Genomic DNA, 20,803 nt, shown 5'->3' with positions numbered 1-20,803 from the left:
ACGGAAAGGGCCGCGCAAGCGGCCCTTTTTTCTTTGGTCTTCTCTGTCGCGGACTTATCGAAGGCGTCCCGCCTCAGCCCTCGGGCAGGCCGAGCATCAGGCGGATGTTCTGCACCGCCGCACCCGAGGCACCCTTGCCGAGATTGTCGAGCCGCGCGACCAGCACCGCCTGGCCGAGATCGTCCTGCCCGAACACCCTCAGCTCCAGCTTGTTGGTGTCGTTCAGCGCCTCGGGCTCGATCTTGCCGCCCATGCCATCCTGCCCGAGTACGCTGACATAGGTCGAGCCGGCATAGCGCTCGGCCAGCACATGGTGGAGGTCGCCCACGCTCGGCCGGCCGGGCAAGGTATCGAGATGCAGCGGCACCGAAACCAGCATGCCCTGCCGGAAATTGCCGACCGAAGGCACGAAGATCGGCCGCCGCGTCAGCTTGGCATAGGCCTGCAATTCGGGCAGGTGCTTGTGGCGGAGCCCAAGGCCGTAGAGCTCGAAGGCCGGGGCGACGCCCGTCTCGAACTCCTCGATCATCGCCTTGCCGCCACCGGAATAGCCGGAGACGGCGTTCACCGCGATCGGATGATCATGCGCGATCAACCCAGCATCGACGAGCGGGCGCAGCAGCGCGATGGCGCCGGTGGGGTAGCAGCCGGGATTGGCGACGCGGTTGGCGTTGGCGATCTTGCCGGCATGGCCCGGCTCGAGCTCGGCGAAACCGTAGACCCAGCCCGGCGCAATGCGATGGGCCGTCGCGGCATCGACGATCTTGGGGGCCGCGGAGCCGAGTTCATCGGCCAGCGCGACCGATTCCTTCGCCGCCTCGTCCGGCAGGCAGAGCACGACGAGATCGACAGCCGCCATCATATCCTTGCGGGCGGCCGGGTCCTTGCGCTTGTCCTGGTCGATGCTTTTGACCGCCACTTCCGGAACCGCCGCGAGGCGTTCGCGGATGCCGAGCCCGGTGGTGCCGGCTTCGCCGTCGATGAAGATGGATTTCAGATTGTGGCTCATCGGGACCCCCGGTGGCTGGGCAGGCAAGCTGGCTAAAGGCATAAAAAAACCGCGCTCGATGGCGCGGTCGCGGGCGTTCGGACTTCAGCCGAGCGTCATCGCGGGCGCGCCGGAGCGGCCTGATACGGGCGACGTCGGGTCACATGCGTGATCATGCTCGCGTATATGAGCCACGGCGCCCGCCCCGTCAATCGCCGAGGGATGCCAGGCAAGCCCATCGCGCTCGGCGCCGACGCATATCGGCGGTCATACAGCCCGTCAGGACGGAGACAGGCAGCGGGCGGTCGTCTTGGCCGCGGATTCGATCAACCCGGCAGCCAGGAACCTCGCGGGGCGTTCCGCGCCGATGCGAATCTCGATCCCGTTGCTGGCCAGCAGCATCGTTCCGAAGACGCGCCTGCCCTCCTCGCCGTCCAGGACGAGGCGCTTGTCTTCACCACGCCAGCTCTGGCTGATCCACGGCCCGCCATCGATGCGATAGGCGACCGCGTCAGCTCCCTCGGCCGGCTTCGGCACGAGCACCAGCTTGAGCTGCTTCTCGGCGTTGCAAAGAATCCCGAGCGTCAGATTGCGACCGGGATCGATCTGGGTGCTCATGTCCAGCTGCTGGCCGGTCTGCGGATTCTGCATCCGTCGGTGCATCCATACGCCGTCAAGCTCGGACTGCGCCGCCGCTCCGAATCCGCAGAAGGCCAGGACGGCGACCAGGCCTGCGGCTCTGCCGCGATGGAACCTCATGAAGCATGCCTCACCGGCCTGACCATGCCGACCGTGCCTGGCGATCGCCGCAGCTGTCCAGCATCCAGCCATTCAGCGACGGGCCGTGAACCAGACATAGAGGCACCAGGGCAGGATCAGCGCGAGGCCGCTGAGAACCAGGCGCAGCATCGTCCAGGCATTCGGATAGCTGAGGGCACGCCCGTCCAGCTCCGGCACGCTCTGGATGGCGCCGAGCGCGATCGCGGGTGCAAGGAAGACGACCAGGGCCCGGCCGATGCGGCGGCCGCGCGGCAGCTCCTCCCGCGCCAGCATCATCAAGGCGGGGATCGCGATCATCCCGAAGGCGATCAGGGTCAATAGAACGCGCATGGCAGGCCGGTCAGAACGAGGACGACCGGCTTTAGCACGGTCCGCCATCCACTTCAGCCTCACCCCCCGCCACGGCTGATCAGGCAGCGTCTCAAAGGACCTCTGCGCCACCCCGATCCGGCCGCTGCCGCTCCCCGGAAAGCGGCTGTCCGATGTCCATAAGCCTCATTATGATAAGCGAGCACATCATTGTGATCGCCGCCCCCGATTTGCCACGCGGTTTCAAATTAAAGCCACAGGATCGTCTTTTTCCGGAGAGCATCCTGCAACTGTCCCGGCGAGCTCCGCGGGGGCAAATCGTGCTTATCTATCAAGAACATAGTCGGAGGGTACTATGAGCAAGACACTCGCTGCCGCAGCGTTCGGCCTGGCCTTGGCCATCGGGAGCATCGCCATTCATTCGCCAGCTTCGGCCGCCGGCACGCCAAGCGAACGGGCGCAGAACAAGCTCGCCCCGCAACAGCAGCAGGAGCCGCAGGAATACCCGAAATACCATGACCAGGCGACGGACGCGTATTACTCGCCCGGCGTGAAGGCCAATCCCTGCCACTTCACGCAGGCCAATATCGACGGCGTGATGAAGCAGGTGGAGGTCTGCGACTGAAGGTTACCGCACGTCCTCCCGCCATCCGACACCTCCCTTCACGAGAGCGACGATCGCAACGGCGAGGAGCAGACGCCTAGACTTCCGACGCCGGCCGCACATTGCCGGCGTTCTTTTTTGCGTCGGAGGCTGGCAGCGGGCTACCTGAACGCCCCGATGCCTCCGTTCAACGCCCGCCGGAAACCTTCAGGATCACGCCCGTCGTGTAGCGCGACGCCTCCGACAGCAGGAAGAGCACCGCTTCGGCGATTTCCTCGGGCGTCGCCGCGCGCTTCAGCGGAATCAGCGGCGCGATCCGGGCGACGCGGCCGGCCTCGCCCGTCGAGAGCGCGTGGATCTCGGTCTCGGTGATGCCGGGCGCGACGGCGTTCACGCGGATGCCCTGGCCCGCCAGCTCCTTGGCGAGTCCGATGGTGAGGGAATCGACCGCTCCCTTCGAGGCCGCGTACCAGACATATTCGCCGGGCGAACCGAGCTCGGCCGCGACCGAGGAGATGTTGACGATCGCCCTCCCCTTCGCGCCGGCATTGGCGATGAGCGCGCGAGCGGCCTCCCGCGCCACCAGGATCGCGCCGGTGACGTTGATGTCGATGCATTCCCGGATCACCTCGGTGCCGGCGTCGACGAGCGCGCTCGAACGGCCTGTGATGCCGGCATTGCTGACGACATGGCTGAGCGGGCCGAGCGCGGCTTCGGCCCCGGCGAAGACGCGCAGGATGTCGGCCTCGCGCGCCATGTCGCCCTGGACCGCAACCGCCTTCGCGCCAGCGGCCTCGCAAGCCTTCACGACGGCGTCGGCGGCTCCGGCATTGCTCTGGTAGTTCACCGCGACATCGTAGCCACGCTGCGCCGCCATGATGCAGGTCGCGGCACCGATGCCGCGGCTGCCGCCGGTGACGAGAAGAACGGGGCGGGTCATGGCGGGCTCCATTCAAATCGGCGTTCGTTCACAGCCCTCATCCTGAGGAGCGAGCCGAAGGCTCGTGTCCCGGAGGATGCTCCAGATGGCTCCGGAGCTCGCTGGAGCCTCTCTCGAGACGCCGCCGCGCAATTCCTCAGGATGAGGGATAGAGCGAGATGGGAGGACACTAGAAACGAAAAGGGCGGCTCTTGCGAGCCGCCCTTCCGCATATCGGGATGACCGGAAACGATCAGCGCTTGGAGAGCCAGAATCCTACATTTCCAAATGGCGCGTGACGCGTTCGAGCCAGATCTCGTGCCAGAAGATCAGTTCGTTCTGGGGGCATAGCCCGAGATATTCTCCCGTCGCGGCCACGCCCGCCAGGACAACGCAAGCGCTGCCCATCGACAGCATTTTCCCGCTGGCCTCGTCGACAATGGTTCGCACCACCGACGCGACGCGAAACTCCCCGCCGCAAAACCGATGCATTTCGCGATCGAACCACAGCCCGCGATTTTTCGACACGTGATTCAAGGTTTCTTCGATCTGCCGTCGCGTCTTCACGCGCACGATCTCTCCCGGCTGGAGGTCGAGCACTTCCTTTGGACTGGTCTTGCGGTCTGTCGGCTCGCGGTAGGGCGCCTCGGCACCGCGGAGTTTGCGCTGCACGGTGTTGAACAGCGCGAGCGCGACGGCCACGATGAAGGGGCCGAGCCGGACATTGCCCGAACGCAGTTCACGCCAGTAGTGCCTCGGGTCGCGCCAGCTCATTCGTGTCGTGGCCGCCGGCAGCTCGGTCATCTGGCAAGCATACCGCTCCTCGCCATCGGCCGATCTGGCCTTCGTGTAGCTGTTCAGCCACAACGCGTCGGCCGCTTCCGGTGCAGGCAAATCCGCCTCGGCGCTGTCGCTCGGGACGAGCCAAGCCTCTTTCCAGATGAGTTGACAACCGGCCTGGCAGCCGCCGTGTCCTGCGCCGTCGCACCGCAATTCATCCAAAAGCACCGCATCCTGCAAACGCCGCAGATGAGGTGCCGTGGCGCCGTAATAATGGTGGATCTTCTCGACCCGTCGAAAGACGCGGAGACGTTTTCCGCAGTGGCCGATCATCTCGGGCATGAACGGCAGACCGTCCAACCGGCCTTCGTCATCGAGTGTCGCCGCGATTTCCGCGAAGGGCCGGACCTTGACCCACTCGCCCGGCCAGAGCCGCAAGCGTGCCGGCGAGCCCGGAAGCAGGCTTAGCAGCTTCCGTCGCAGGTGAACGAAAGCACCGGCGGCGCATTCGCGCGGACGCTTGGAGTAGTAGGGTTGGCCGCGCAGTTCCATCGCGTCACGGGACAGACCGATGATCCCGCCAAGCGCGACGAGACCGGCAATGGCTGCGGCCGCCAAACAAAACGCGAAGAACAGGATCGTGACGAGCCAGGGAACAGCGAAAGCCGCAATTCCCGTCAGTATCGCGAGAACGCAGAAGGTCGATGCGGCGACAGTCGTCCTTTGATAACTGTTCCGATTGTTCGACATCCGGCTGGCGCCCTCGTCACAAACTCATTTGAAATTTCACTTTTGAGATCAATCGTGCATCTATACTTAATTCATCACCGACATAGATGGATCACGACAAATTACTGAAATCTCAACCTATTATATTCCGTAACTGACTGCAAGCTTCCGCCTTATAGAAACCCGATTTCGATTGCCCCTTCCTGCCTGCGAAAGCTGAATCACCTGTAAAATTCGGTCGGACTTGCTGCCCGTCTTTCCCAAGGTTATTCCATCTTTCCTTCCGCAAATCCTCGGTCGTATTGACGCGCCCGACTGAATTCCAGTCAGCGACAAGCCTGCCCCATCGCACAGGAGAGGGACCGTGCGGCGCAGCCGTTTCCGTGCGGGAGATGTCGAAAACCGAGGCCGGAACCCCTGCCCCGTCGGGGCGTCAGCGAGCCCGCGCGAACAAAAAAGAGGGCTGGCATTTCTGCCAGCCCTCTGAATTTGAAACTCTTTTGAAGAGTGTAATCAGCGCTTCGAGAACTGGAAGCTGCGGCGGGCCTTGGCCTTACCGAACTTCTTACGCTCGACGACGCGCGAGTCGCGGGTCAGGAAGCCTTCCTTCTTGAGCGGGCCGCGAAGCTCCGGCTCATAGAAGGTCAGCGCCTTCGAGATGCCGTGACGCACCGCGCCGGCCTGGCCGGAGAGGCCACCGCCCTTGACCGAGACGACGACGTCATACTGCGTCACGCGATCGACGAGCTGCAGCGGCTGCTTGAGCACGAGGCGCAGCACCGGACGGGCGAAATAGATCTCCTGATCGCGGCCATTGACCGTGACCTTGCCGGAGCCGGGCTTGATCCAGACGCGGGCGATGGCGTTCTTGCGCTTGCCGGTGGCATAGGCGCGGCCCTGCGCATCGACCTTCTTGACGTGGACCGGAGCTTCCGGCTGGGCGGGCTTGGCGACGTCGCCAAGCTGGGAGAGGGACTGAAGAACCTCGGCCATGGTCAGACCCTCTTGTTCTTGCTGTTGAGCGCGGCGACGTCCAGCGCCTCCGGCGACTGGGCGGCGTGCGGATGCTCGGCGCCCTTGTAGACGCGCAGATTGCCGAGGATCTGGCGGAAGAGCGGGCCGCGCGGCAGCATGCGCTCGACGGCCTTCTCGACGATCCGCTCAGGGAAGCGACCTTCGAGAATGAACTTGGCAGAGCGCTCCTTGATACCACCCGGGAAACCGGTGTGGTGGTAGTAGTTCTTCTGCTCGCGCTTGCGGCCGGTCAGGGAGACCTTCTCGGCATTGATGATGATGACATTGTCGCCGCAGTCGACATGGGGGGTGTAGGCGGCCTTGTGCTTGCCGCGCAGACGCATCGCCACCACGGAGGCGAGACGGCCGACGACGAGCCCGGAGGCGTCGATCACAACCCACTTCTTTTCGACATCGGCGGGCTTGAGCGAGACGGTCTTCATCGCGGCACCCTTCGGTTGCGTTAAAAAGGACAAGCCGCCGGAGAGCCCGGCGGCGGTGTGGGTGTGGCAATAGGGGCGGGAAAGCCTGCTGTCAAGCGCTCCACGCGGCGCTCGAACGAGGAAAACGTCTATTTTTCAGATACCTGAGAAAATCGGTATTATGATACCGTATCTCTGCCTGCCGTCATGCCCGGGCTTGACCCGAGCATCTCCGGACGAGAAGGCGCCCCACCCATCACGAGATTCTCGGGTCTGCGCTTCGCTTCGCCCGAGAATGACGCTGCCAGCCCCTTCTCAACGCGCCGCCGGAATCGAATAGGTCCCCGTGGCGTGGCAGACCATCTCGGCCTCGCCCTGCGAATAGAGGCCGACCTCGCCCACCGCCAGCCGCTTGCCCAGCTTCAGGAGCTTCGCCTCGCCGATCAGCGCCGCCTGCCCCGGCTTGCGCAGGAAGTTGAAATTGAGGCTCGTCGTCACCGCCAGCGCCACCGGGCCGATCTGGCCGAGGATCGCGGCATAGAGCGCGAGATCGGCGAGCGCCATCATCGTCGGACCGGAGATCGTGCCGCCGGGGCGCAGATGGCGCTCGTGATAATCGCAGCGCATCCGGGCCGTCATCGGCCCGATCTCCTCAACGAAATAAGTGCGCCCGCCATGGTGAAGCTGCGGAAAGACCTCGTCGAGATAGGCTTCGATCTCGGAGGCGGTCATGCGAGGCGTCATGCGGAAAACCACGGGCTGAGGCGGGTCTTATCCCCTTGCAGCATGGCCGATGCGCTCCGACAATAGGCGCAAATGCGGAAAGGGAGCGCCATGAACGCCCACCACAAGCCGGACAGCGCCGCCGTCCTGCTGCGCGAAGACGCCAAGGGCATCGCGACCCTGACCCTGAACCGTCCGCAGGCGCGCAATCCTCTGAGCGAGGCGATGCTGGCCGCCCTGAGCGAGGCCTTCACCACCATCGCCGCCGACCGCTCGGTCAAGGTCGTCGTCCTCGCGGCCGCCGGGCCGGTGTTCAGCGCCGGCCACGACCTCAAGGAAATGACGGCCCATCGCGCCGATACCGACCGTGGCCGGGCCTATTTCGCAGAAATCCTCGGGCGTTGCTCGGCCATGATGCAGCAGATCACCGCCCTGCCCCAGCCGGTCATCGCCGCCGTCGAGGGCACCGCGACGGCCGCCGGCTGCCAGCTCGTCGCGAGCTGCGATCTTGCGGTCGCGGGCAGCGAGGCGCGCTTCTGCACGCCGGGCGTCCATATCGGTCTGTTCTGCTCGACGCCGATGGTGGCGCTCTCGCGCAACCTTTCGGCCAAGCACGCCTTGGAGATGCTGCTGCTCGGCGAGATGGTGCCCGCCAGCGAGGCGGCCCGCATGGGCCTCGTCAACCGCGTCGTACCGGCCGGCGAGGCGCTGGCGGAAGCAGGCCGGCTCGCGGCGGTGATCGCCTCGAAATCGCCCGCGACGGTCAAGATCGGCAAGCGCGCCTTCTACGAGCAGCGCGAGATGGGTCTCAGGGCGGCCTATGACCACTCCTCGGCCGTAATGGTCGAAAACATGCTGGCGCGCGACGCGGAGGAAGGCATCGGCGCCTTCATGGAGAAGCGGGCGCCGCTATGGGAGCAATCCTGAACCTGCCGAGGCACGCCGCCGGACCGGAAAGGGGCATCGCGACGGTTCCTGACCGACCGCGATGCCGAGTGGGTCCGCGCAAGGCGCGCTCAGAAGATCATAAACGGCTGCCGCACCTCTTCCGCCGGCATGGCCCGTTCCTCGCCTTCCAGCTCAGGCGTGGCCGGGAGCTGCAGCACCGTGAGGCGCTGCCCTTCCACGAGATTCGTGACCTTCAGGATCTCGCCGCTCGGCAGCTCGAGCGCATCGTGGTGGAGATGCGGCTTGTCGAGATCGACCTGACGGAAGCGCGCGACCCTGGCCGCGATCTTCCGGCTGGGCAGCAATCCCAGGCCACGATCGCATTCGATATCGGCGTGGAAGGCGAGCTCGGTCCCCGGCATGACGCAGACGGCGACCTCGGGATGCCCGACGGCGCAGAAGCCGCGGGTGCTCGCATTCGGGAAGCTGGTCGAGACCAGTTCGTCGCCGACCTTGGCGGGAGTGGACATCACATGATGCAGGCTGTAGTCGCACATGGCAGGCACTCCTTTCTTCGCAGCAGGCTGGCCGGGCCTATCCCGTGCCGTTGTCAGTAAAGCATGAAAGCATGGCGAGGCTGTGATGACTCCGTCTTCACCCGCAGAACCAACAAACTGATATCGTTATGCTTTCTTGGGGCGCCGCACGTTGAACCACGATTCCTATGACGATGCGCTCATCCGCCGCATCCTGCGCGAAACGAAGCGGATCGCGCTGGTCGGCGCCTCGGCCAACGAGGCGCGGCCGAGCTGGATCGTCACCAAGTACCTGCTCGCACGCGGCTACGACGTCGTGCCCATCAATCCCGGCCTCGCCGGCCAGACCATCCTCGGCAAGACGGTCTATGCCGCGCTCAAGGAGGTTCCCGGCCCGATCGACATGGTCGAGATCTTCCGCAACTCGGAAGCGGCCGGCCCGATCACCGACGAGGCGCTGGCGCTCGACCCGCTGCCGAAGGTGATCTGGATGCAGCTTTCCGTGCGCAATGACGAGGCCGCCGCGCGGGCGGAGGCGAAGGGCGTCACCGTCATCATGAACCGCTGCCCCAAGATCGAATATGGCCGGCTTTCCGGCGAGATCGGCTGGCAGGGCATCAATTCGCGCATCTTGTCATCGAAGAAGCCGGCCCTGGCCGGCAAGGGCTTCCAGAAGCTGACGATCGACCGGCCGGGGACATAAGCGTCCAGCGCGGCTTCAAGGGGCGGACAGGCTCGTGGCAATGCGAAGCGCCAACGCCGTCTGTCCGTTTGGCCGGTAGAAGGTATTGAACGAGGCCTTGTCCATCAGTTCGGCGGCGCGAGGCGTTCCCATCTCGGCATAAAAGGCTCGGGCGCGATCGCTCCCCTTCTCGCTGAATGTGTGGCCTTCGACCCGCCCGCCATCGCGATGAACCGGGTGGAAGCCGAGCCCGTTGCGGGCGCTCATTCCCTCTGCAACATGGTCGCCATTGACGTAGTGGCGTGTGACGCCCGCGACGAAGACGAAGGTGCAGGCGCTCGAGCAGGCTGCGGCATCGGCATCGACGACGGTAGCGATGCCGGCCTTTCGGACCATTCGGGCGATCGCGAAGGCCGGAGCGACCTTCCCGCCGCCACTCGACAAATAGAGCACGCGGATCGGCTGTGGCCGCGGCTTTTCGAGAAACGCCTTGAACGCCGCGTCGTCACCCATGATGAACGGACCGGTCAGCGTCGCCACAGCACCCTTGTCGGAGAGCCAGACGGCCCGAGCCGGGCTGGCAAGCCCGACGAAGCTCGCAGCAAAGCCTGCCAGCACCACCAGCCCATATCGCGCAGCCATCGTCTGCCCCCCATGCCGTGACGGAACACTCCGCTGGGGCGCTGCGGCTGTCAATTCCAGATCATCGGCCTGAATATCCTGTTCGATCCGATGACCTAATCCTTTGATTTCGCGTCGGCTTTTCCGGAACCGCGCTCCACTTGCGGACCGATGCTCTAGAAGGAGCGGCTGCACGGCTGTGCCGCCATCGCTGTCGAGCTAAGCTGGTGCGCTCAAAACACCGGCCGATGCGTGAGGACAGACCATGCGCGAGCTCGCCACGACCTGCTGCATCGCCGGCGGCGGACCGGCGGGGATGATGCTCGGCTTCCTGCTGGCGCGGGCCGGGGTCGATGTGACCGTGCTGGAAAAGCACGCCGACTTCCTGCGCGATTTCCGCGGCGACACCATCCATCCCTCGACGATGCAATTGATGCAGGAGCTCGGCCTGCTCGAGGATTTCCTGAAGCTGCCGCATACCGAGGAACGCAGCATCGTCGCCCGTTTCGGCGACAAGGACGTGCCGATCGCGGATTTCAGCCATCTGCCGGTGGCCGCGCCTTATATCGCCTTCATGCCGCAATGGGACTTCCTCGATTTCCTGGCGGATCGCGGCCGTGCCTTGCCGCATTTCAAGCTGCTGATGCGAGCGAAGGCGACCGGGCTGATCCGCTCGGGCGGCCGCGTCGCCGCCGTCACCGCCGAGACGGCCGAGGGCGAGGCGACGATCTGGGCCGATCTCGTCGTCGCGGCGGATGGGCGCCATTCCGATCTCCGTCAGGCCGGGGGCTTTACGGTGCGCGAGAGCGGCGCGCCGATGGATGTGCTCTGGTTCCGGCTGTCGCGACGCGAGAGCGACGCGGGCCAGACCTTCGGGCAGGTCGGACGCGGACGCTTTGCCGTGATGCTGAACCGCGGCGACTACTGGCAATGCGCCTATGTCATCCCGAAGGGCACGCTGGAAAAGCTGCACGCCGGCGGCCTCGGCGCCTTCAGGGCGGGCCTCGCCGAATTGTTGCCGATCGTCGCCGACCGCGCCGACGAAATCGCAGGCTGGGACGACCTCAAGCTGCTTTCGGTCGCGGTCGACCGGCTCGATCGCTGGTGGCAGCCGGGCCTCATCTGCATCGGCGATGCGGCACATGCGATGTCGCCGATCGGCGGCGTGGGGGTCAATCTCGCCATCCAGGACGCGGTCGCAGCCGCCAACCGGCTCGCCGGGCCGCTGCGCGATCGGAGCGTCCGCAGTGAGGATCTCGCTGCAGTGCAGGAGCGCCGGAACTTCCCGACCAAGGCGACGCAGGCCCTGCAGGTCGCGATCCAGAACCGCGTGATCACGCCGATCCTCGCCGGCAGCGGCCCGGTGAAGCCGCCTCTCCTGCTCGAGCTGCTGCGCTGGTTCCCCCTGCTGCGGCGCATCCCCGCCCATCTGGTCGGCATGGGCTTCCGGCCGGAGCATATCGGGCCGGAGCTCGCGCCGCGCGGCTGAATTGACGCTGTCACAGGCGTTCGTTAAACCGAACGCATTGTCTTGCATTCAGAAGATTTCAGGGAGCACGCCATGACCGACCGGATGCCCGGCTTCAATACGCTCGCAATCCATGCCGGGGCGGCACCCGATGCAGCGACGGGCGCGCGCGCGACCCCGATCTACCAGACGACCTCCTTCGTCTTCGACGATGTCGACCACGCCGCCTCGCTGTTCGGCCTGCAGGCCTTCGGCAACATCTACACCCGCATCGGCAACCCGACGAACGCCGTGCTGGAAGAGCGCGTCGCGGCGCTGGAAGGCGGCACCGCCGCGCTCGCCGTCGCCTCCGGCCACGCGGCCGAGTTCCTGAGCTTCCACGCCCTGTTGCAGCCGGGCGACGAGTTCGTCGCGGCCCGGAAGCTCTATGGCGGCTCGATCAACCAGTTCAACCACTCCTACAAGAGCTTCGGCTGGAACGTGATCTGGGCCGATTCCGACGATATCGAGAGCTTCGCCAAGGCGGTGACGCCGAAGACCAAGGCGATCTTCATCGAATCCGTCGCCAATCCGGGCGGCGTCATCGTCGACATCGCGGCGATCAGCGCCATCGCGAAGAAGCACAACATTCCGCTCATCGTCGACAACACCATGGCGACGCCCTATCTGCTGCGCCCCTTCGAGCACGGCGCCGACATCGTCGTGCATTCGGCGACGAAGTTCCTCGGCGGCCATGGCAACTCGATCGGCGGCCTCATCGTCGATGGCGGCTCGTTCAACTGGGTCGGCGACGACCGCTATCCGATGCTCTCCAAGCCCCGCCCGGAATATAACGGGATGGTGCTGGGCGAGACCTTCGGCAATTTCGCCTTCGCCATCGCGACGCGCGTGCTCGGCCTGCGCGACCTCGGCCCGGCGCTCTCGCCCTTCAACGCCTTCATGCTGCTGACCGGCATCGAGACCTTGCCGCTGCGCATGCAGAGGCACTGCGAGAGCACGCAGAAGGTCGCAGAGCATCTCGCCAAGCACCCGGCCGTCGAATGGGTGAGCTATCCCGGCCTGCCCGGCGACAAGTATCACGAGCTCGCCAAGCGCTATGTGCCGAAGGGCGCGGGCGCGGTCTTCACCTTCGGGCTCAAGGGCGGCTACGACGCCGGCGTGAAGCTGGTCTCGAACCTCAAGCTGTTCTCGCATCTCGCCAATATCGGCGACACGCGCTCGCTGGTGATCCACCCGGCCTCGACCACCCACCGCCAGTTGACGGACGAGCAGAAGGTCGCCTCGGGCGCCGGCCCGCAGGTGGTGCGGCTCTCGATCGGCCTCGAGGATGTCGAGGATCTGATCGCGGATCTGGATCAGGCTCTGATCTGAGCAAAGCTGTCATTCTGACGAAAAGGGCGCTGGAAACGGCGCCCTTTTTGTTTGAGCGATGCTCGGGTCAGGCCCGAGCATAACGTGCCTCATGCCCGCGAGACCTGCCTTGTGCGCGTGACGTGCACCACCGCCATCGCGAGCACGGCGAAGGCGAGCGCCTGATGGGCGAGCCCGGCCCAGAGCGGCACGACCAAAAGCAATGTCGCGACGCCGAGCGCGGCCTGGGCCGTGACCATGCCGGCAATCGCCGTCGCCCGCTTGGCCGCGCTCGATTGCGGCGCCTTCCGCTTCAGCCACCAGAGCTGCCAGAGCGCGAAGGCGAACAGCACATAGGCGCCGAGGCGGTGGTTGAACTGCACCAGCGCGACATTGTCGACGAAGTTTTCCCAGAAGGGCTGCTGCGCGAAGAGCAGCGAGCCGGGCGGCACCACCGCCCCATCCATCAGCGGCCAGGTGTTGAAGGTGAAGCCGGCTTTCGAGCCCGCCACCAGCCCGCCGAGCGCGATCTGGACGAAGGTGAGCAGCAGCAGGAGCCAGGCCATGGCGGCGCTTCCGGCCGTCTCGGGCCGGCGCAGCGGCGTCAGCCAGGTGGCGAAGGCGACGACCGAGGCGAAGAACAGGCCGGCGAAGGTCAGGTGCAACGTCAGCTTCACCGGCGCGACGGCGACCATGCCGGGCTGGAGCCCCGAGGCCACCATGATCCAGCCGATCGCGCCCTGCAGGCCGAGCAGCAGCCCCATGCCGAACAGGATCGCGAGCTGACGCCCCGGCAGGAGGCGGCGCAGCGCCACGACGAGGAAGCCGGCGAGGAAGACGAGCCCGATGAAGCGGCCGAGCTGGCGATGGCCCCATTCCCACCAGTAGATGAACTGGAATTCGCCGAGGCTCATGCCGTTGTTGAGGATCTGGTATTGCGGGCTCGCCTGGTATTTGGCGAACTCCTCGGCCCAGGCCTGCGTGGAAAGCGGCGGCAGCGCACCGGTGATCGGCTTCCATTCGGTGATCGAGAGGCCGGAACCGGTCAGCCGGGTCGCGCCACCGACGACGACCATCAGGAAGACGAGCCCCGCCACCGCCCAGAGCCAGCGGCGGATGCCGGCATGGTTCGCAGCCAGGGCCGACATGGCGGTCTGTTTCACGGCGAGGGTCACGGAACGGCCTTAGGGTGCGGGATCGAGGATGGAGCGCTTCACAAGCACGGTCGGCGGTGACATAGCGCGAGCGAAGCAAATTCTGGTCGCAAAAGGGGTGCCCACTTTTGCGGAACATGCTTTAGACCCGTCGCGAAAAGGCGACAATGCCCGCATTGCCGCAGGAGCGGCCAACCCGAAACGCCGAACCCCGGCGACAGAGAGCCCGATGAGACAACGCACGCGCAAGCTGGTCGGAACCGTGGTGATCCTGGTCTTCGTCTGCGTCTACGCGCTCGTCGCGATGGCGCTGGCGCAGGGGCGGATCACCGAGGCGCCGAAGCTGGTGCAGACATTCGCCTATATCGCGCTCGGCCTCGCCTGGGTGCTGCCGCTGCTGCCGCTGATCAAGTGGATGGAGCGGCGGGACGAGGTTTGAGCGCGACCAGGCTGTTACCCGATAGCGAGCCGCCGCCCCCGGTTCCGCAGCCAGAACGGCAATCCCGAGAGCAGCGCCCGCAGCGCCGCCTCGTTCTGGTGCAGCCCGTTGAGCGAGACGCGCGGCAGGGCGTGGAGATGGTTCACATGTTCCGGGAAGAGATGGCCGGGTCGCGTCGTGACGGCGCTGGCAAAACCGGCCTCTTTCGCCAAGCCGAACTCCCGTAGCCCGGCCGAACCGGGATCACCGACGGGATAGGCGAAATGGCGGATGGGCAGGCCGAACTCCGCTTCGAGCCGTGCCTTGCTCGCGACGATCTCGCGGTGCGCCGTCTCCGCATCGTGCTTCGCCAGCATCGGATGCGTCAGCGTATGGGCGCCGATCGTGATGCCCGGCGCGCCCGAGAGCGCCCGCAGCGTTTCCCAGGGCAGGCATTCGCGCTCGAGTAGCGCGGCGGCATCGATGCCGGCCTGCCCGGCCAGATCGGAAATCGCTGACAGCAGAATCGCTTCCGGCCCCTTGCGCAGACGCCAGTAGAGCTTGGCGAAGGCCCGGTTCTTTTCCGCATCGGTTTGCGTGCGGGCGGTGAAGCGCCCCTCCGGCAGCGCGAGATCGAGGCGCGGCAGGGCGCGGATCGCCTCCTCCAGCTCCAGCCACCAGAGCCGCGCCGTGCGGTCGGCGAAGCCCGGCGTGACGAAGAGCGTCCAGGGCGCGCCATGCTTGGCCAGAACCGGCCAGGCATGCTCGACATTGTCGCGATAGCCGTCGTCGAAGGTCAGCGCCACGAAGAAGCGGCCCTGCTTCGGGCTCTGGAGCCGGGCGACGGCCTCGTCGAGCGAGACGAGCTCGTAGCCCTCGGCGCGAACCAGGCCGAGCGTGGCGTCGAGGAATTCGGGCGTGATCTCCAGCAAGGCGTTGGGCGTAAAGCCGCGCGGCACAGCCGGGCGGACATGGTGGAGCGTCAGGATCACGCCCCTGCCCTGAGCGAAGCCCCTGCCCCAGCGGTCGGCGCCGAGCGCCACCATCATCCTGAATGCGGCCGCGATGGCCCTGTGACGCCCGTTCATCGCCTGTCCATGCAACCGCCCGCTAACGCTATCGCGCGATCGCGCCGCGAAGAGACCGATCTTGACCGATCCGTTCACAATGCCGGGTTAAGGAGGCAATCGTCCTGTCCTGCTCGCGAGGCACGGAGCGTGTCGGTTCCTGTCCATTCCCCGGATGCCCGCCCCTGGGCATCGATCACGATCGCGACCGATCTCGCCGGGATTGCGGCCGAATGGCGCGCCTTCGAGGCGCGGGCGCTGGTCACGCCCTATCAGGCTTATGGCTGGGTCCGGCCCTTCGTCGAAACGGTCGGCGCGGCGCATGGCATGGACTGCCGCTTCGCCCTGCTGCGAGACGCAACGGGGGCGCTCTGCGCGCTGCTGCCCCTCGTCCTGACCCGGCGCAGCGGCATCCGCTTCGCCGAGTTCATCGGCGGCAAGCACGCCAACTACCATATGGGCCTCTATGACCCGGCTTTCGCCGCCGGGCTGGATACCGAAACGGCAAGGCTCATGCTTGTCGAGGTCGCTCGGGCCATCGGCGGGCTCGATGCCCTGATCTTCGTGAACCAGCCGCCACGGTGGCAAGACATCGCCAACCCGGCTGCGCTGCTCGCGGCCGCGCCGAGCCCGAGCCGAGCCTACAAGCTCGCCCTGATCGCCGGCGATGGGGAAGCCACGCTGAGGCGCTCGATGAGCAGCCACGCCCGCAAGAAGCTCAAGAACAAGCGCAGCCGCTTCGCCGATTTCGGGCCCAGCTCAATGACGCTGGCCCGGACGCCGGCCGAGATCGAGCGGGTGATCGACGCCTTCCTGCAGCAGAAGGCCGAGCGTTTCCGCAGCATGGGCGTGCCCGACCCCTTCGCGGAACCGGCGATGCACGCTTTTCTGGCGCGGGCGGCGGCGGGCGACGGCGACGCGACGCCGACCATCGAGCTTTACTCACTCGACCTGAACGGCCGTTCCGTCGCGACCTATGTCGGCGCGGTTCAGGGAGGCCGCTTCTCCGGCATGGCGACCTCCTTCGACATGGCGAGCGAGACCATCAAGACCAGCCCCGGCGAGCTCCTGCTGGCCGATCTGATCCGGCTGAAATGCGACGAAGGATACGCGGTCTTCGACCTCGGCATCGGTGAGGCGCGCTACAAGACGACCTTCTGCGACGACCATGACGATCTCGTCGACAGCTTCCTGCCGCTGACGCTGAAGGGGCGCCTGTTCGTACCGGTCGCGCAGGCGAAGCGGGAGCTGAAGCGGCGCATCAAGAATTCGCCCGCCGCTCTCAAGCTGGCGCAACGCGCCTCCGGCTGGCTGCGCCGACCGAAGACTGGAGCCGTGGCGGATTAGGGCCGATCGACATTCAGGATTCGCTTCAACCGAATGAAGCACCTCCGTCGCTTTGCTGCGCGCTTTGACCGAAGAACTCTTCACTTCAAAGGTTTCAGCTATCTCGTAGCCGCGACGCTCCGGCTCGAATGAATGTGGATTGGTACTGGATCACCCGGCAATCTCCCTCAAAAACCCAAGCACCAGCTCCGTCACCGCTTCCGGCCTTTCCTGCTGCAGCCAGTGGCCGGCGCCGGGGATGGTGTGGGAGCCGCGCAGGCCGGGGACCAGATGCGGCATGGCGGCGATGATCTCGGGCATGCCGGGAATGGCGAGGCCGGTGTCGCGCTCGCCGATGGCAAACAGGGCGGGGACGGTGACGGTCTGGCCGGCATTGGCCTGCTGGAGCTCGTAGTTGCGGTCGAGATTGCGATAGTAGTTCAGGGCCGGGCCGAAGCCGGTCGCGGTGAAGGCCTGGGCGAGACGGTTGAAATCTGCGGGCGGCAGCCAGGCGGGAAGCGCTTCGGGATCGGGCAGGTCGGCCAGCAGGCCGCGGTTGCGGCTCACCATGCCGAAGGGGTTGGGCGTGCCGTCGCCGGGCCGGCGCGGTCCGGCTTCGCCGCTGGCGGCATGGATCAGCTTGCGCAGCGTCTGGCCGACATCGCGGCTGAACTCTTTCTCTGCGCCCTGCGGATCCTGGAAATAAAGCGTGTAGAACAGCGCTTCGCCATTCTGCGGAAAGAGCTTTGACGGCGGTATCGGCGGCAGGCCCATCATCGGCACGCTCAGCGCCACCACTGCGCGGAATCGGTCCGGGCGCATCAGGGCCGCCTGCCAGGCGATCGTAGCGCCCCAGTCGTGACCGATGATGACCGCCTGCTTCTCACCGATCGCATCGAGAAGCGCCACGAGATCGCCGACGGCATGGACGACGGTGTAGTGATCCGCCCCCTCGGGTGCTGCAGTGCCGCCATACCCGCGCATATCCGGAGCGACGGCGCGGTAACCGGCGGCCGCAAGGGCGCCGATCTGGTGGCGCCACGCATGCTTGGTCTCGGGAAAGCCATGACACATCAGCACCAGCGGGCCGCTGCCGGCATCGAGGATGCTCATCTCGAGCGTGCGGGTTGCGATGGTTTTTTCTTGCATGTTGGGCTCCCGGCCGGAGCCGTGAAGAATGGGTGTCGAGACGAGCAAGGCCGTCGAGGCGGTCAGAAACCGGCGTCGCGGCAGGCTTGCTCCTTTCAGTGCGTAACAATTCCTGTTACGCAAAAGCCGCGATGTCAATATCGCGTAACATCAATAGTTGCGGAAAGACTTGCGATGAAGACCGACGGCCGTCTGGCGCGGATGCTGCATGTGCTGGTGCATATGGGTTTGCTCGGCGGCAAGGAGACCTCGGAGCGGATCGCGCAGATGCTGAACACCAATCCCGTCGTTGTCCGCCGCACGCTGGGGGCGCTGCGCGACGCCGGCATCGTTGAGAGCGAAGGCGGGCGCGGCGGCGGCTGGAAACTGATCAGGACGCTCGACGAAATCACCGTGCTTGCCGTGCAGCGAGCGCTCAACGAGGGCCCCGTGCTCGCAGCCCCGGTCTCCCGCGACCATCCGTCCTGCCCGGTCGAGCGCGCCTCGAACTCCGTGCTGGAGGCAGCCCATGCGGCCGCCGAGACAGCGCTTCTGAAGAAATACGCGGCAACGACGCTGGCCGATATTGCCGGCATAGCGCTGGCCACCGGCAATTAGCGGCACCTATCCTTCATCCGGCTCGACCGAGCCTGATGAAGGATAGATTAAGCCTCGACCGGCTCTTCCTCGTCCTGCCGCATGCGCGCCATCGGAACCTCGTGCTCGGCATCGAGCACGAGCGAAACCGGCGCCTTGGTCAATTCGCTGAGGCGATAGGCCACTTCGAGCGCGTGGCCGTTGCTGGCCTTTCCGCTCATCACGAGGCCACCCTGCGCCCGGCGCGCGACCGGCTCCAGCATCGAAGCCTCATCGTTGGAAGCGGCGGCGACCAGGACCCAGTCATAGGTCTCGCAGAGCGCGTCGAGCGCGACATCGACCAGATCGGCGGCGGCGAAGACCGCCTCGCGTCCCGCCCGGCCCGGGCCGATGCTGTGCAGGCGCGAGCCCGTCGCCCGCATGATGATGTCGGAAAACAGCGCCTCCCCGGCCAGCAGCTCCGAGAAACCCGGTTCGCCATGGTCGTGGTCGCTGGTGAGATCGACGAGGATGCAGCGGCAGCGCTGCGCCAGCAATTCGGCGAGATCATGCGGCTTGGCGGCGCCCTCGGCACCAGCGTCCAGCACCAGCATGACCGGCGCCAGGCCGCGCTGCGGCTCCTCGGTGCGTTCCGCCATCGCGGCCAGCGTTTCCTCCGGGCGGTCGAGGTCGAGCCTGATATGGCCGAGGCGGCCGGCATGGGTCAGCAGGCCCGCGACCGAATCGCGACGCGGCGTTTCGGGCGTCGGATTCTCCGACTTCGCCGCGGCCTCCTCATCAGCGACCGAGACCCAGCGCGGGCCGCGCGGCTGCGGCAGCGGGCGGGCCTGCCCGTTCAGGAGCTCCCGCGTCACGATGGTCGCCAGCGCGATCAGGAAGGTCGCAAGCGTCGAGACGAGGACGATCGGCAGCTTCTTCGGGAAGGACGGATCGATCGGCTCGACGGCGCGCGAGATGATGCGCGCATCGGCCGGGGTGGCATTCAGCGTGTCGCGCGCCACGGCCTCCCGATAGCGCTGCATATACTGCTCGAGCTGCTCGCGCAGGGTGCGGGCGTCGAGTTCGAGCGCGCGCAACTGCACCTCGCTGTCGTTGGAGGTGGCGACGTTCTTCTTCTGGCCGTCGAGCGCGGCCTGGAAGCTTTCGACGCGCTGGCCGGTGATCTTGGCCTCGTTCTCCAGCGTGCGGACGGCCCGCTCCGCGGCGCCGCGCAACTGGCCTTCGAGATCGGCGAGCTGGGCGTTCAGCTCCTTGATACGGGGATGGCCGGGCAGGAGGCTGCGCGATTCCGCCGCGATCTGGGCACGGAGATTGACGCGCTGCTCGATCAGCCGGCGGACGAGTTCGTTGTTGGCCACCTCCGGAATCTCGAAGGTGCGGCCCTGCTTGATCGCATCGCGGATCATCCCCGCCTTGGCCTGCGCCTCGGCCTGCTGGCTGCGCGCCGCGGAGAGCTGCGTCGAGAGATCGGCGAGTTGCTGCGCGTTGATGCTGGTGTTGTTGGGGCCGGCGAAGAGGCCGTGCTGGGCGCGGAACGTCTCGACCTTGGCGTCGGCCTCGGCCACGCGCTTGCGCAGCGGCTCGATGGTGGTCGAGAGCCAGGCTGAGGCGCTGCGCGCATTGTCCTGCTTCGCCGCCTCCTGGAACTCCAGATAGGTCTCGGCGATGGTGTTGGCGGCCTTGGCGGCGAGCGCCCGGTCCTGCGAAGTGAACTCGATCGCGACGATGCGCGAGCGCGCCACCGGATAGACCAGGAGCCGGTCGTAGTACTTCTCGAGAACGCGCTCTTCGGGGGAGCGGTCGGCCGGGTGGGCGCCGAGGCCCATCATCACCGCGACCTTGCGCAGGGCTCCAAGCGCGCCCGCACCGGAATCGAATTCGGGATTGCCGACGAGGCCGATGCGCTTGATCGCCTCCCGCGCCAGGTCGCGTGACATCATGATCTGCACCTGGCTCTGCACGGCCTCGGCGTCGAACTGGCCGGCGGTATCCTGAGCCGACTGGCCGGGCAATGCGTAGAAACCGCTGCGGCTTTCCAGCAGCAGGCGCACCTCGCCGGTGTAGCGGGGCGTTACGACATTCACCGCGAAGAAGGACAGGCCGAGCGCCGCCAGCGTAGGCACGACGACCCAGGCTCTCCGGCGCTTGATCGCCGCCCAGAGCGCCGCGAGGTCGAGCATGTCGCCCCGGCCTTCGCCGTTGCCTCGCGCTTCAGTCCCAGCTTCAGCGGTCATGATCCACCCATGTGACGCAGAACTCTCGCATCCCGGGAAGGACGCCGCGTCATTCAAGGCTCAGTA

Annotated in this window: 22 protein-coding genes; 8 read left to right on the top strand and 14 right to left on the bottom strand. The window is 66.2% G+C overall.

The features are described 5' to 3' along the window. Window positions 1-73 precede the first annotated feature (73 nt). The 3 genes from argC to AB6806_RS03900 form a co-directional block, all read right to left on the bottom strand. Window positions 74-1,009, bottom strand: coding sequence for an N-acetyl-gamma-glutamyl-phosphate reductase (gene argC, locus AB6806_RS03910; protein WP_370954138.1), 936 nt, complete (start codon window positions 1,007-1,009; stop codon window positions 74-76). Between the two features lie 258 nt (window positions 1,010-1,267). Next, window positions 1,268-1,819, bottom strand: a complete 552-nt coding sequence (locus AB6806_RS03905) for a hypothetical protein (RefSeq protein ID WP_370954137.1) — start codon at window positions 1,817-1,819, stop codon at window positions 1,268-1,270. Beyond that, window positions 1,820-2,098, bottom strand: a complete 279-nt coding sequence (locus AB6806_RS03900) for a hypothetical protein (protein ID WP_038368222.1) — start codon at window positions 2,096-2,098, stop codon at window positions 1,820-1,822. A gap of 334 nt (window positions 2,099-2,432) precedes the next feature. Between AB6806_RS03900 and AB6806_RS03895 the strand changes: the two genes are divergently transcribed. After that, window positions 2,433-2,702 (top strand): hypothetical protein, encoded by a 270-nt coding sequence (locus AB6806_RS03895; RefSeq protein ID WP_142020728.1) that lies wholly within the window; start codon window positions 2,433-2,435, stop codon window positions 2,700-2,702. Between the two features lie 166 nt (window positions 2,703-2,868). Here the strand turns inward: AB6806_RS03895 and AB6806_RS03890 are convergent, their stop codons facing one another. The 5 genes from AB6806_RS03890 to AB6806_RS03870 all read right to left on the bottom strand — a co-directional run bounded on the left by AB6806_RS03890 (window position 2,869) and on the right by AB6806_RS03870 (window position 7,277). Next, window positions 2,869-3,621 carry an SDR family oxidoreductase gene (locus AB6806_RS03890; RefSeq protein ID WP_113254687.1) on the bottom strand — a complete coding sequence of 251 codons (753 nt, stop codon included), beginning with the start codon at window positions 3,619-3,621 and terminating at the stop codon, window positions 2,869-2,871. Between the two features lie 255 nt (window positions 3,622-3,876). Then, window positions 3,877-5,130 carry a hypothetical protein gene (locus AB6806_RS03885; RefSeq protein ID WP_142020727.1) on the bottom strand — a complete coding sequence of 418 codons (1,254 nt, stop codon included), beginning with the start codon at window positions 5,128-5,130 and terminating at the stop codon, window positions 3,877-3,879. Between the two features lie 492 nt (window positions 5,131-5,622). Then, entirely contained in the window at window positions 5,623-6,102 is a 480-nt protein-coding gene (gene rpsI / locus AB6806_RS03880; protein WP_038368228.1) for a 30S ribosomal protein S9, read from the bottom strand. A 2-nt stretch (window positions 6,103-6,104) separates the two neighbouring features. Then, window positions 6,105-6,566: a 50S ribosomal protein L13 gene (gene rplM, locus AB6806_RS03875; RefSeq protein ID WP_038368231.1), complete on the bottom strand. Its 462-nt coding sequence runs from the start codon at window positions 6,564-6,566 to the stop codon at window positions 6,105-6,107. A 294-nt stretch (window positions 6,567-6,860) separates the two neighbouring features. After that, window positions 6,861-7,277, bottom strand: a complete 417-nt coding sequence (locus tag AB6806_RS03870; protein WP_081925676.1) for a PaaI family thioesterase — start codon at window positions 7,275-7,277, stop codon at window positions 6,861-6,863. Between the two features lie 102 nt (window positions 7,278-7,379). Here AB6806_RS03870 and AB6806_RS03865 point away from each other — a divergent pair, with 102 nt between their 5' ends. Then, a complete protein-coding gene (locus AB6806_RS03865; RefSeq protein ID WP_370954136.1) occupies window positions 7,380-8,195 on the top strand; it encodes an enoyl-CoA hydratase in 816 nt (271 codons plus the stop codon). A gap of 89 nt (window positions 8,196-8,284) precedes the next feature. Here AB6806_RS03865 and AB6806_RS03860 read toward each other — a convergent pair whose 3' ends face one another. Next, a complete protein-coding gene (locus tag AB6806_RS03860; RefSeq protein ID WP_038368238.1) occupies window positions 8,285-8,713 on the bottom strand; it encodes a hypothetical protein in 429 nt (142 codons plus the stop codon). 151 nt (window positions 8,714-8,864) lie between these two features. Here AB6806_RS03860 and AB6806_RS03855 point away from each other — a divergent pair, with 151 nt between their 5' ends. Then, window positions 8,865-9,395 carry a CoA-binding protein gene (locus AB6806_RS03855; RefSeq protein ID WP_370954135.1) on the top strand — a complete coding sequence of 177 codons (531 nt, stop codon included), beginning with the start codon at window positions 8,865-8,867 and terminating at the stop codon, window positions 9,393-9,395. A 15-nt stretch (window positions 9,396-9,410) separates the two neighbouring features. Here AB6806_RS03855 and AB6806_RS03850 read toward each other — a convergent pair whose 3' ends face one another. Next, on the bottom strand, window positions 9,411-10,190 hold the full coding sequence (locus AB6806_RS03850) for a hypothetical protein (RefSeq protein ID WP_370954134.1): 780 nt from the start codon (window positions 10,188-10,190) through the stop codon (window positions 9,411-9,413). Window positions 10,191-10,260: 70 nt separating this feature from the next. On the opposite strand from AB6806_RS03850, the gene AB6806_RS03845 reads away from it, so the two are divergent. Continuing rightward, window positions 10,261-11,484 (top strand): FAD-dependent oxidoreductase, encoded by a 1,224-nt coding sequence (locus tag AB6806_RS03845; protein ID WP_370954133.1) that lies wholly within the window; start codon window positions 10,261-10,263, stop codon window positions 11,482-11,484. A gap of 72 nt (window positions 11,485-11,556) precedes the next feature. Beyond that, window positions 11,557-12,834: an O-acetylhomoserine aminocarboxypropyltransferase gene (locus AB6806_RS03840; protein ID WP_142020724.1), complete on the top strand. Its 1,278-nt coding sequence runs from the start codon at window positions 11,557-11,559 to the stop codon at window positions 12,832-12,834. An 89-nt stretch (window positions 12,835-12,923) separates the two neighbouring features. On the opposite strand, the gene AB6806_RS03835 is transcribed toward AB6806_RS03840, so the two are convergent. Continuing rightward, complete coding sequence (locus AB6806_RS03835) at window positions 12,924-13,961, bottom strand: COX15/CtaA family protein (protein WP_142021050.1); 1,038 nt, start codon at window positions 13,959-13,961, stop codon at window positions 12,924-12,926. A 235-nt stretch (window positions 13,962-14,196) separates the two neighbouring features. Between AB6806_RS03835 and AB6806_RS03830 the strand changes: the two genes are divergently transcribed. Next, a complete protein-coding gene (locus tag AB6806_RS03830) occupies window positions 14,197-14,406 on the top strand; it encodes a DUF2842 domain-containing protein (protein ID WP_038368252.1) in 210 nt (69 codons plus the stop codon). A gap of 14 nt (window positions 14,407-14,420) precedes the next feature. Here AB6806_RS03830 and AB6806_RS03825 read toward each other — a convergent pair whose 3' ends face one another. Beyond that, on the bottom strand, window positions 14,421-15,473 hold the full coding sequence (locus AB6806_RS03825) for a polysaccharide deacetylase family protein (protein WP_142020723.1): 1,053 nt from the start codon (window positions 15,471-15,473) through the stop codon (window positions 14,421-14,423). Window positions 15,474-15,602: 129 nt separating this feature from the next. Between AB6806_RS03825 and AB6806_RS03820 the strand changes: the two genes are divergently transcribed. Next, on the top strand, window positions 15,603-16,799 hold the full coding sequence (locus AB6806_RS03820) for a GNAT family N-acetyltransferase (protein WP_185747826.1): 1,197 nt from the start codon (window positions 15,603-15,605) through the stop codon (window positions 16,797-16,799). 150 nt (window positions 16,800-16,949) lie between these two features. Here the strand turns inward: AB6806_RS03820 and AB6806_RS03815 are convergent, their stop codons facing one another. Then, window positions 16,950-17,927 carry an alpha/beta fold hydrolase gene (locus AB6806_RS03815; RefSeq protein ID WP_370954132.1) on the bottom strand — a complete coding sequence of 326 codons (978 nt, stop codon included), beginning with the start codon at window positions 17,925-17,927 and terminating at the stop codon, window positions 16,950-16,952. Window positions 17,928-18,101: 174 nt separating this feature from the next. Between AB6806_RS03815 and AB6806_RS03810 the strand changes: the two genes are divergently transcribed. Further along, on the top strand, window positions 18,102-18,524 hold the full coding sequence (locus tag AB6806_RS03810; protein ID WP_142020720.1) for an RrF2 family transcriptional regulator: 423 nt from the start codon (window positions 18,102-18,104) through the stop codon (window positions 18,522-18,524). 47 nt (window positions 18,525-18,571) lie between these two features. On the opposite strand, the gene AB6806_RS03805 is transcribed toward AB6806_RS03810, so the two are convergent. After that, entirely contained in the window at window positions 18,572-20,737 is a 2,166-nt protein-coding gene (locus tag AB6806_RS03805; RefSeq protein WP_142020719.1) for a GumC family protein, read from the bottom strand. Window positions 20,738-20,803 lie beyond the last annotated feature (66 nt).

Source organism: Allobosea sp. RCC_152_1 (genome assembly GCF_041360765.1).
Lineage (GTDB): Bacteria > Pseudomonadota > Alphaproteobacteria > Rhizobiales > Beijerinckiaceae > Allobosea > Allobosea spartocytisi.
This window is presented reverse-complemented; position numbering and strand designations above follow the sequence as displayed.

Coding starts and splice junctions, on each gene's coding strand:
- argC (WP_370954138.1), bottom strand. CDS start 1,009: ATGAGCCACAATCTGAAATCCATCTTCATCGACGGCGAAGCCGGCACC.
- AB6806_RS03905 (WP_370954137.1), bottom strand. CDS start 1,819: ATGGCTGGATGCTGGACAGCTGCGGCGATCGCCAGGCACGGTCGGCAT.
- AB6806_RS03900 (WP_038368222.1), bottom strand. CDS start 2,098: ATGCGCGTTCTATTGACCCTGATCGCCTTCGGGATGATCGCGATCCCC.
- AB6806_RS03895 (WP_142020728.1), top strand. CDS start 2,433: ATGAGCAAGACACTCGCTGCCGCAGCGTTCGGCCTGGCCTTGGCCATC.
- AB6806_RS03890 (WP_113254687.1), bottom strand. CDS start 3,621: ATGACCCGCCCCGTTCTTCTCGTCACCGGCGGCAGCCGCGGCATCGGT.
- AB6806_RS03885 (WP_142020727.1), bottom strand. CDS start 5,130: ATGTCGAACAATCGGAACAGTTATCAAAGGACGACTGTCGCCGCATCG.
- rpsI (WP_038368228.1), bottom strand. CDS start 6,102: ATGGCCGAGGTTCTTCAGTCCCTCTCCCAGCTTGGCGACGTCGCCAAG.
- rplM (WP_038368231.1), bottom strand. CDS start 6,566: ATGAAGACCGTCTCGCTCAAGCCCGCCGATGTCGAAAAGAAGTGGGTT.
- AB6806_RS03870 (WP_081925676.1), bottom strand. CDS start 7,277: ATGACCGCCTCCGAGATCGAAGCCTATCTCGACGAGGTCTTTCCGCAG.
- AB6806_RS03865 (WP_370954136.1), top strand. CDS start 7,380: ATGAACGCCCACCACAAGCCGGACAGCGCCGCCGTCCTGCTGCGCGAA.
- AB6806_RS03860 (WP_038368238.1), bottom strand. CDS start 8,713: ATGTGCGACTACAGCCTGCATCATGTGATGTCCACTCCCGCCAAGGTC.
- AB6806_RS03845 (WP_370954133.1), top strand. CDS start 10,261: ATGCGCGAGCTCGCCACGACCTGCTGCATCGCCGGCGGCGGACCGGCG.
- AB6806_RS03840 (WP_142020724.1), top strand. CDS start 11,557: ATGACCGACCGGATGCCCGGCTTCAATACGCTCGCAATCCATGCCGGG.
- AB6806_RS03835 (WP_142021050.1), bottom strand. CDS start 13,961: ATGTCGGCCCTGGCTGCGAACCATGCCGGCATCCGCCGCTGGCTCTGG.
- AB6806_RS03830 (WP_038368252.1), top strand. CDS start 14,197: ATGAGACAACGCACGCGCAAGCTGGTCGGAACCGTGGTGATCCTGGTC.
- AB6806_RS03825 (WP_142020723.1), bottom strand. CDS start 15,473: ATGAACGGGCGTCACAGGGCCATCGCGGCCGCATTCAGGATGATGGTG.
- AB6806_RS03815 (WP_370954132.1), bottom strand. CDS start 17,927: ATGCAAGAAAAAACCATCGCAACCCGCACGCTCGAGATGAGCATCCTC.
- AB6806_RS03810 (WP_142020720.1), top strand. CDS start 18,102: ATGAAGACCGACGGCCGTCTGGCGCGGATGCTGCATGTGCTGGTGCAT.
- AB6806_RS03805 (WP_142020719.1), bottom strand. CDS start 20,737: ATGACCGCTGAAGCTGGGACTGAAGCGCGAGGCAACGGCGAAGGCCGG.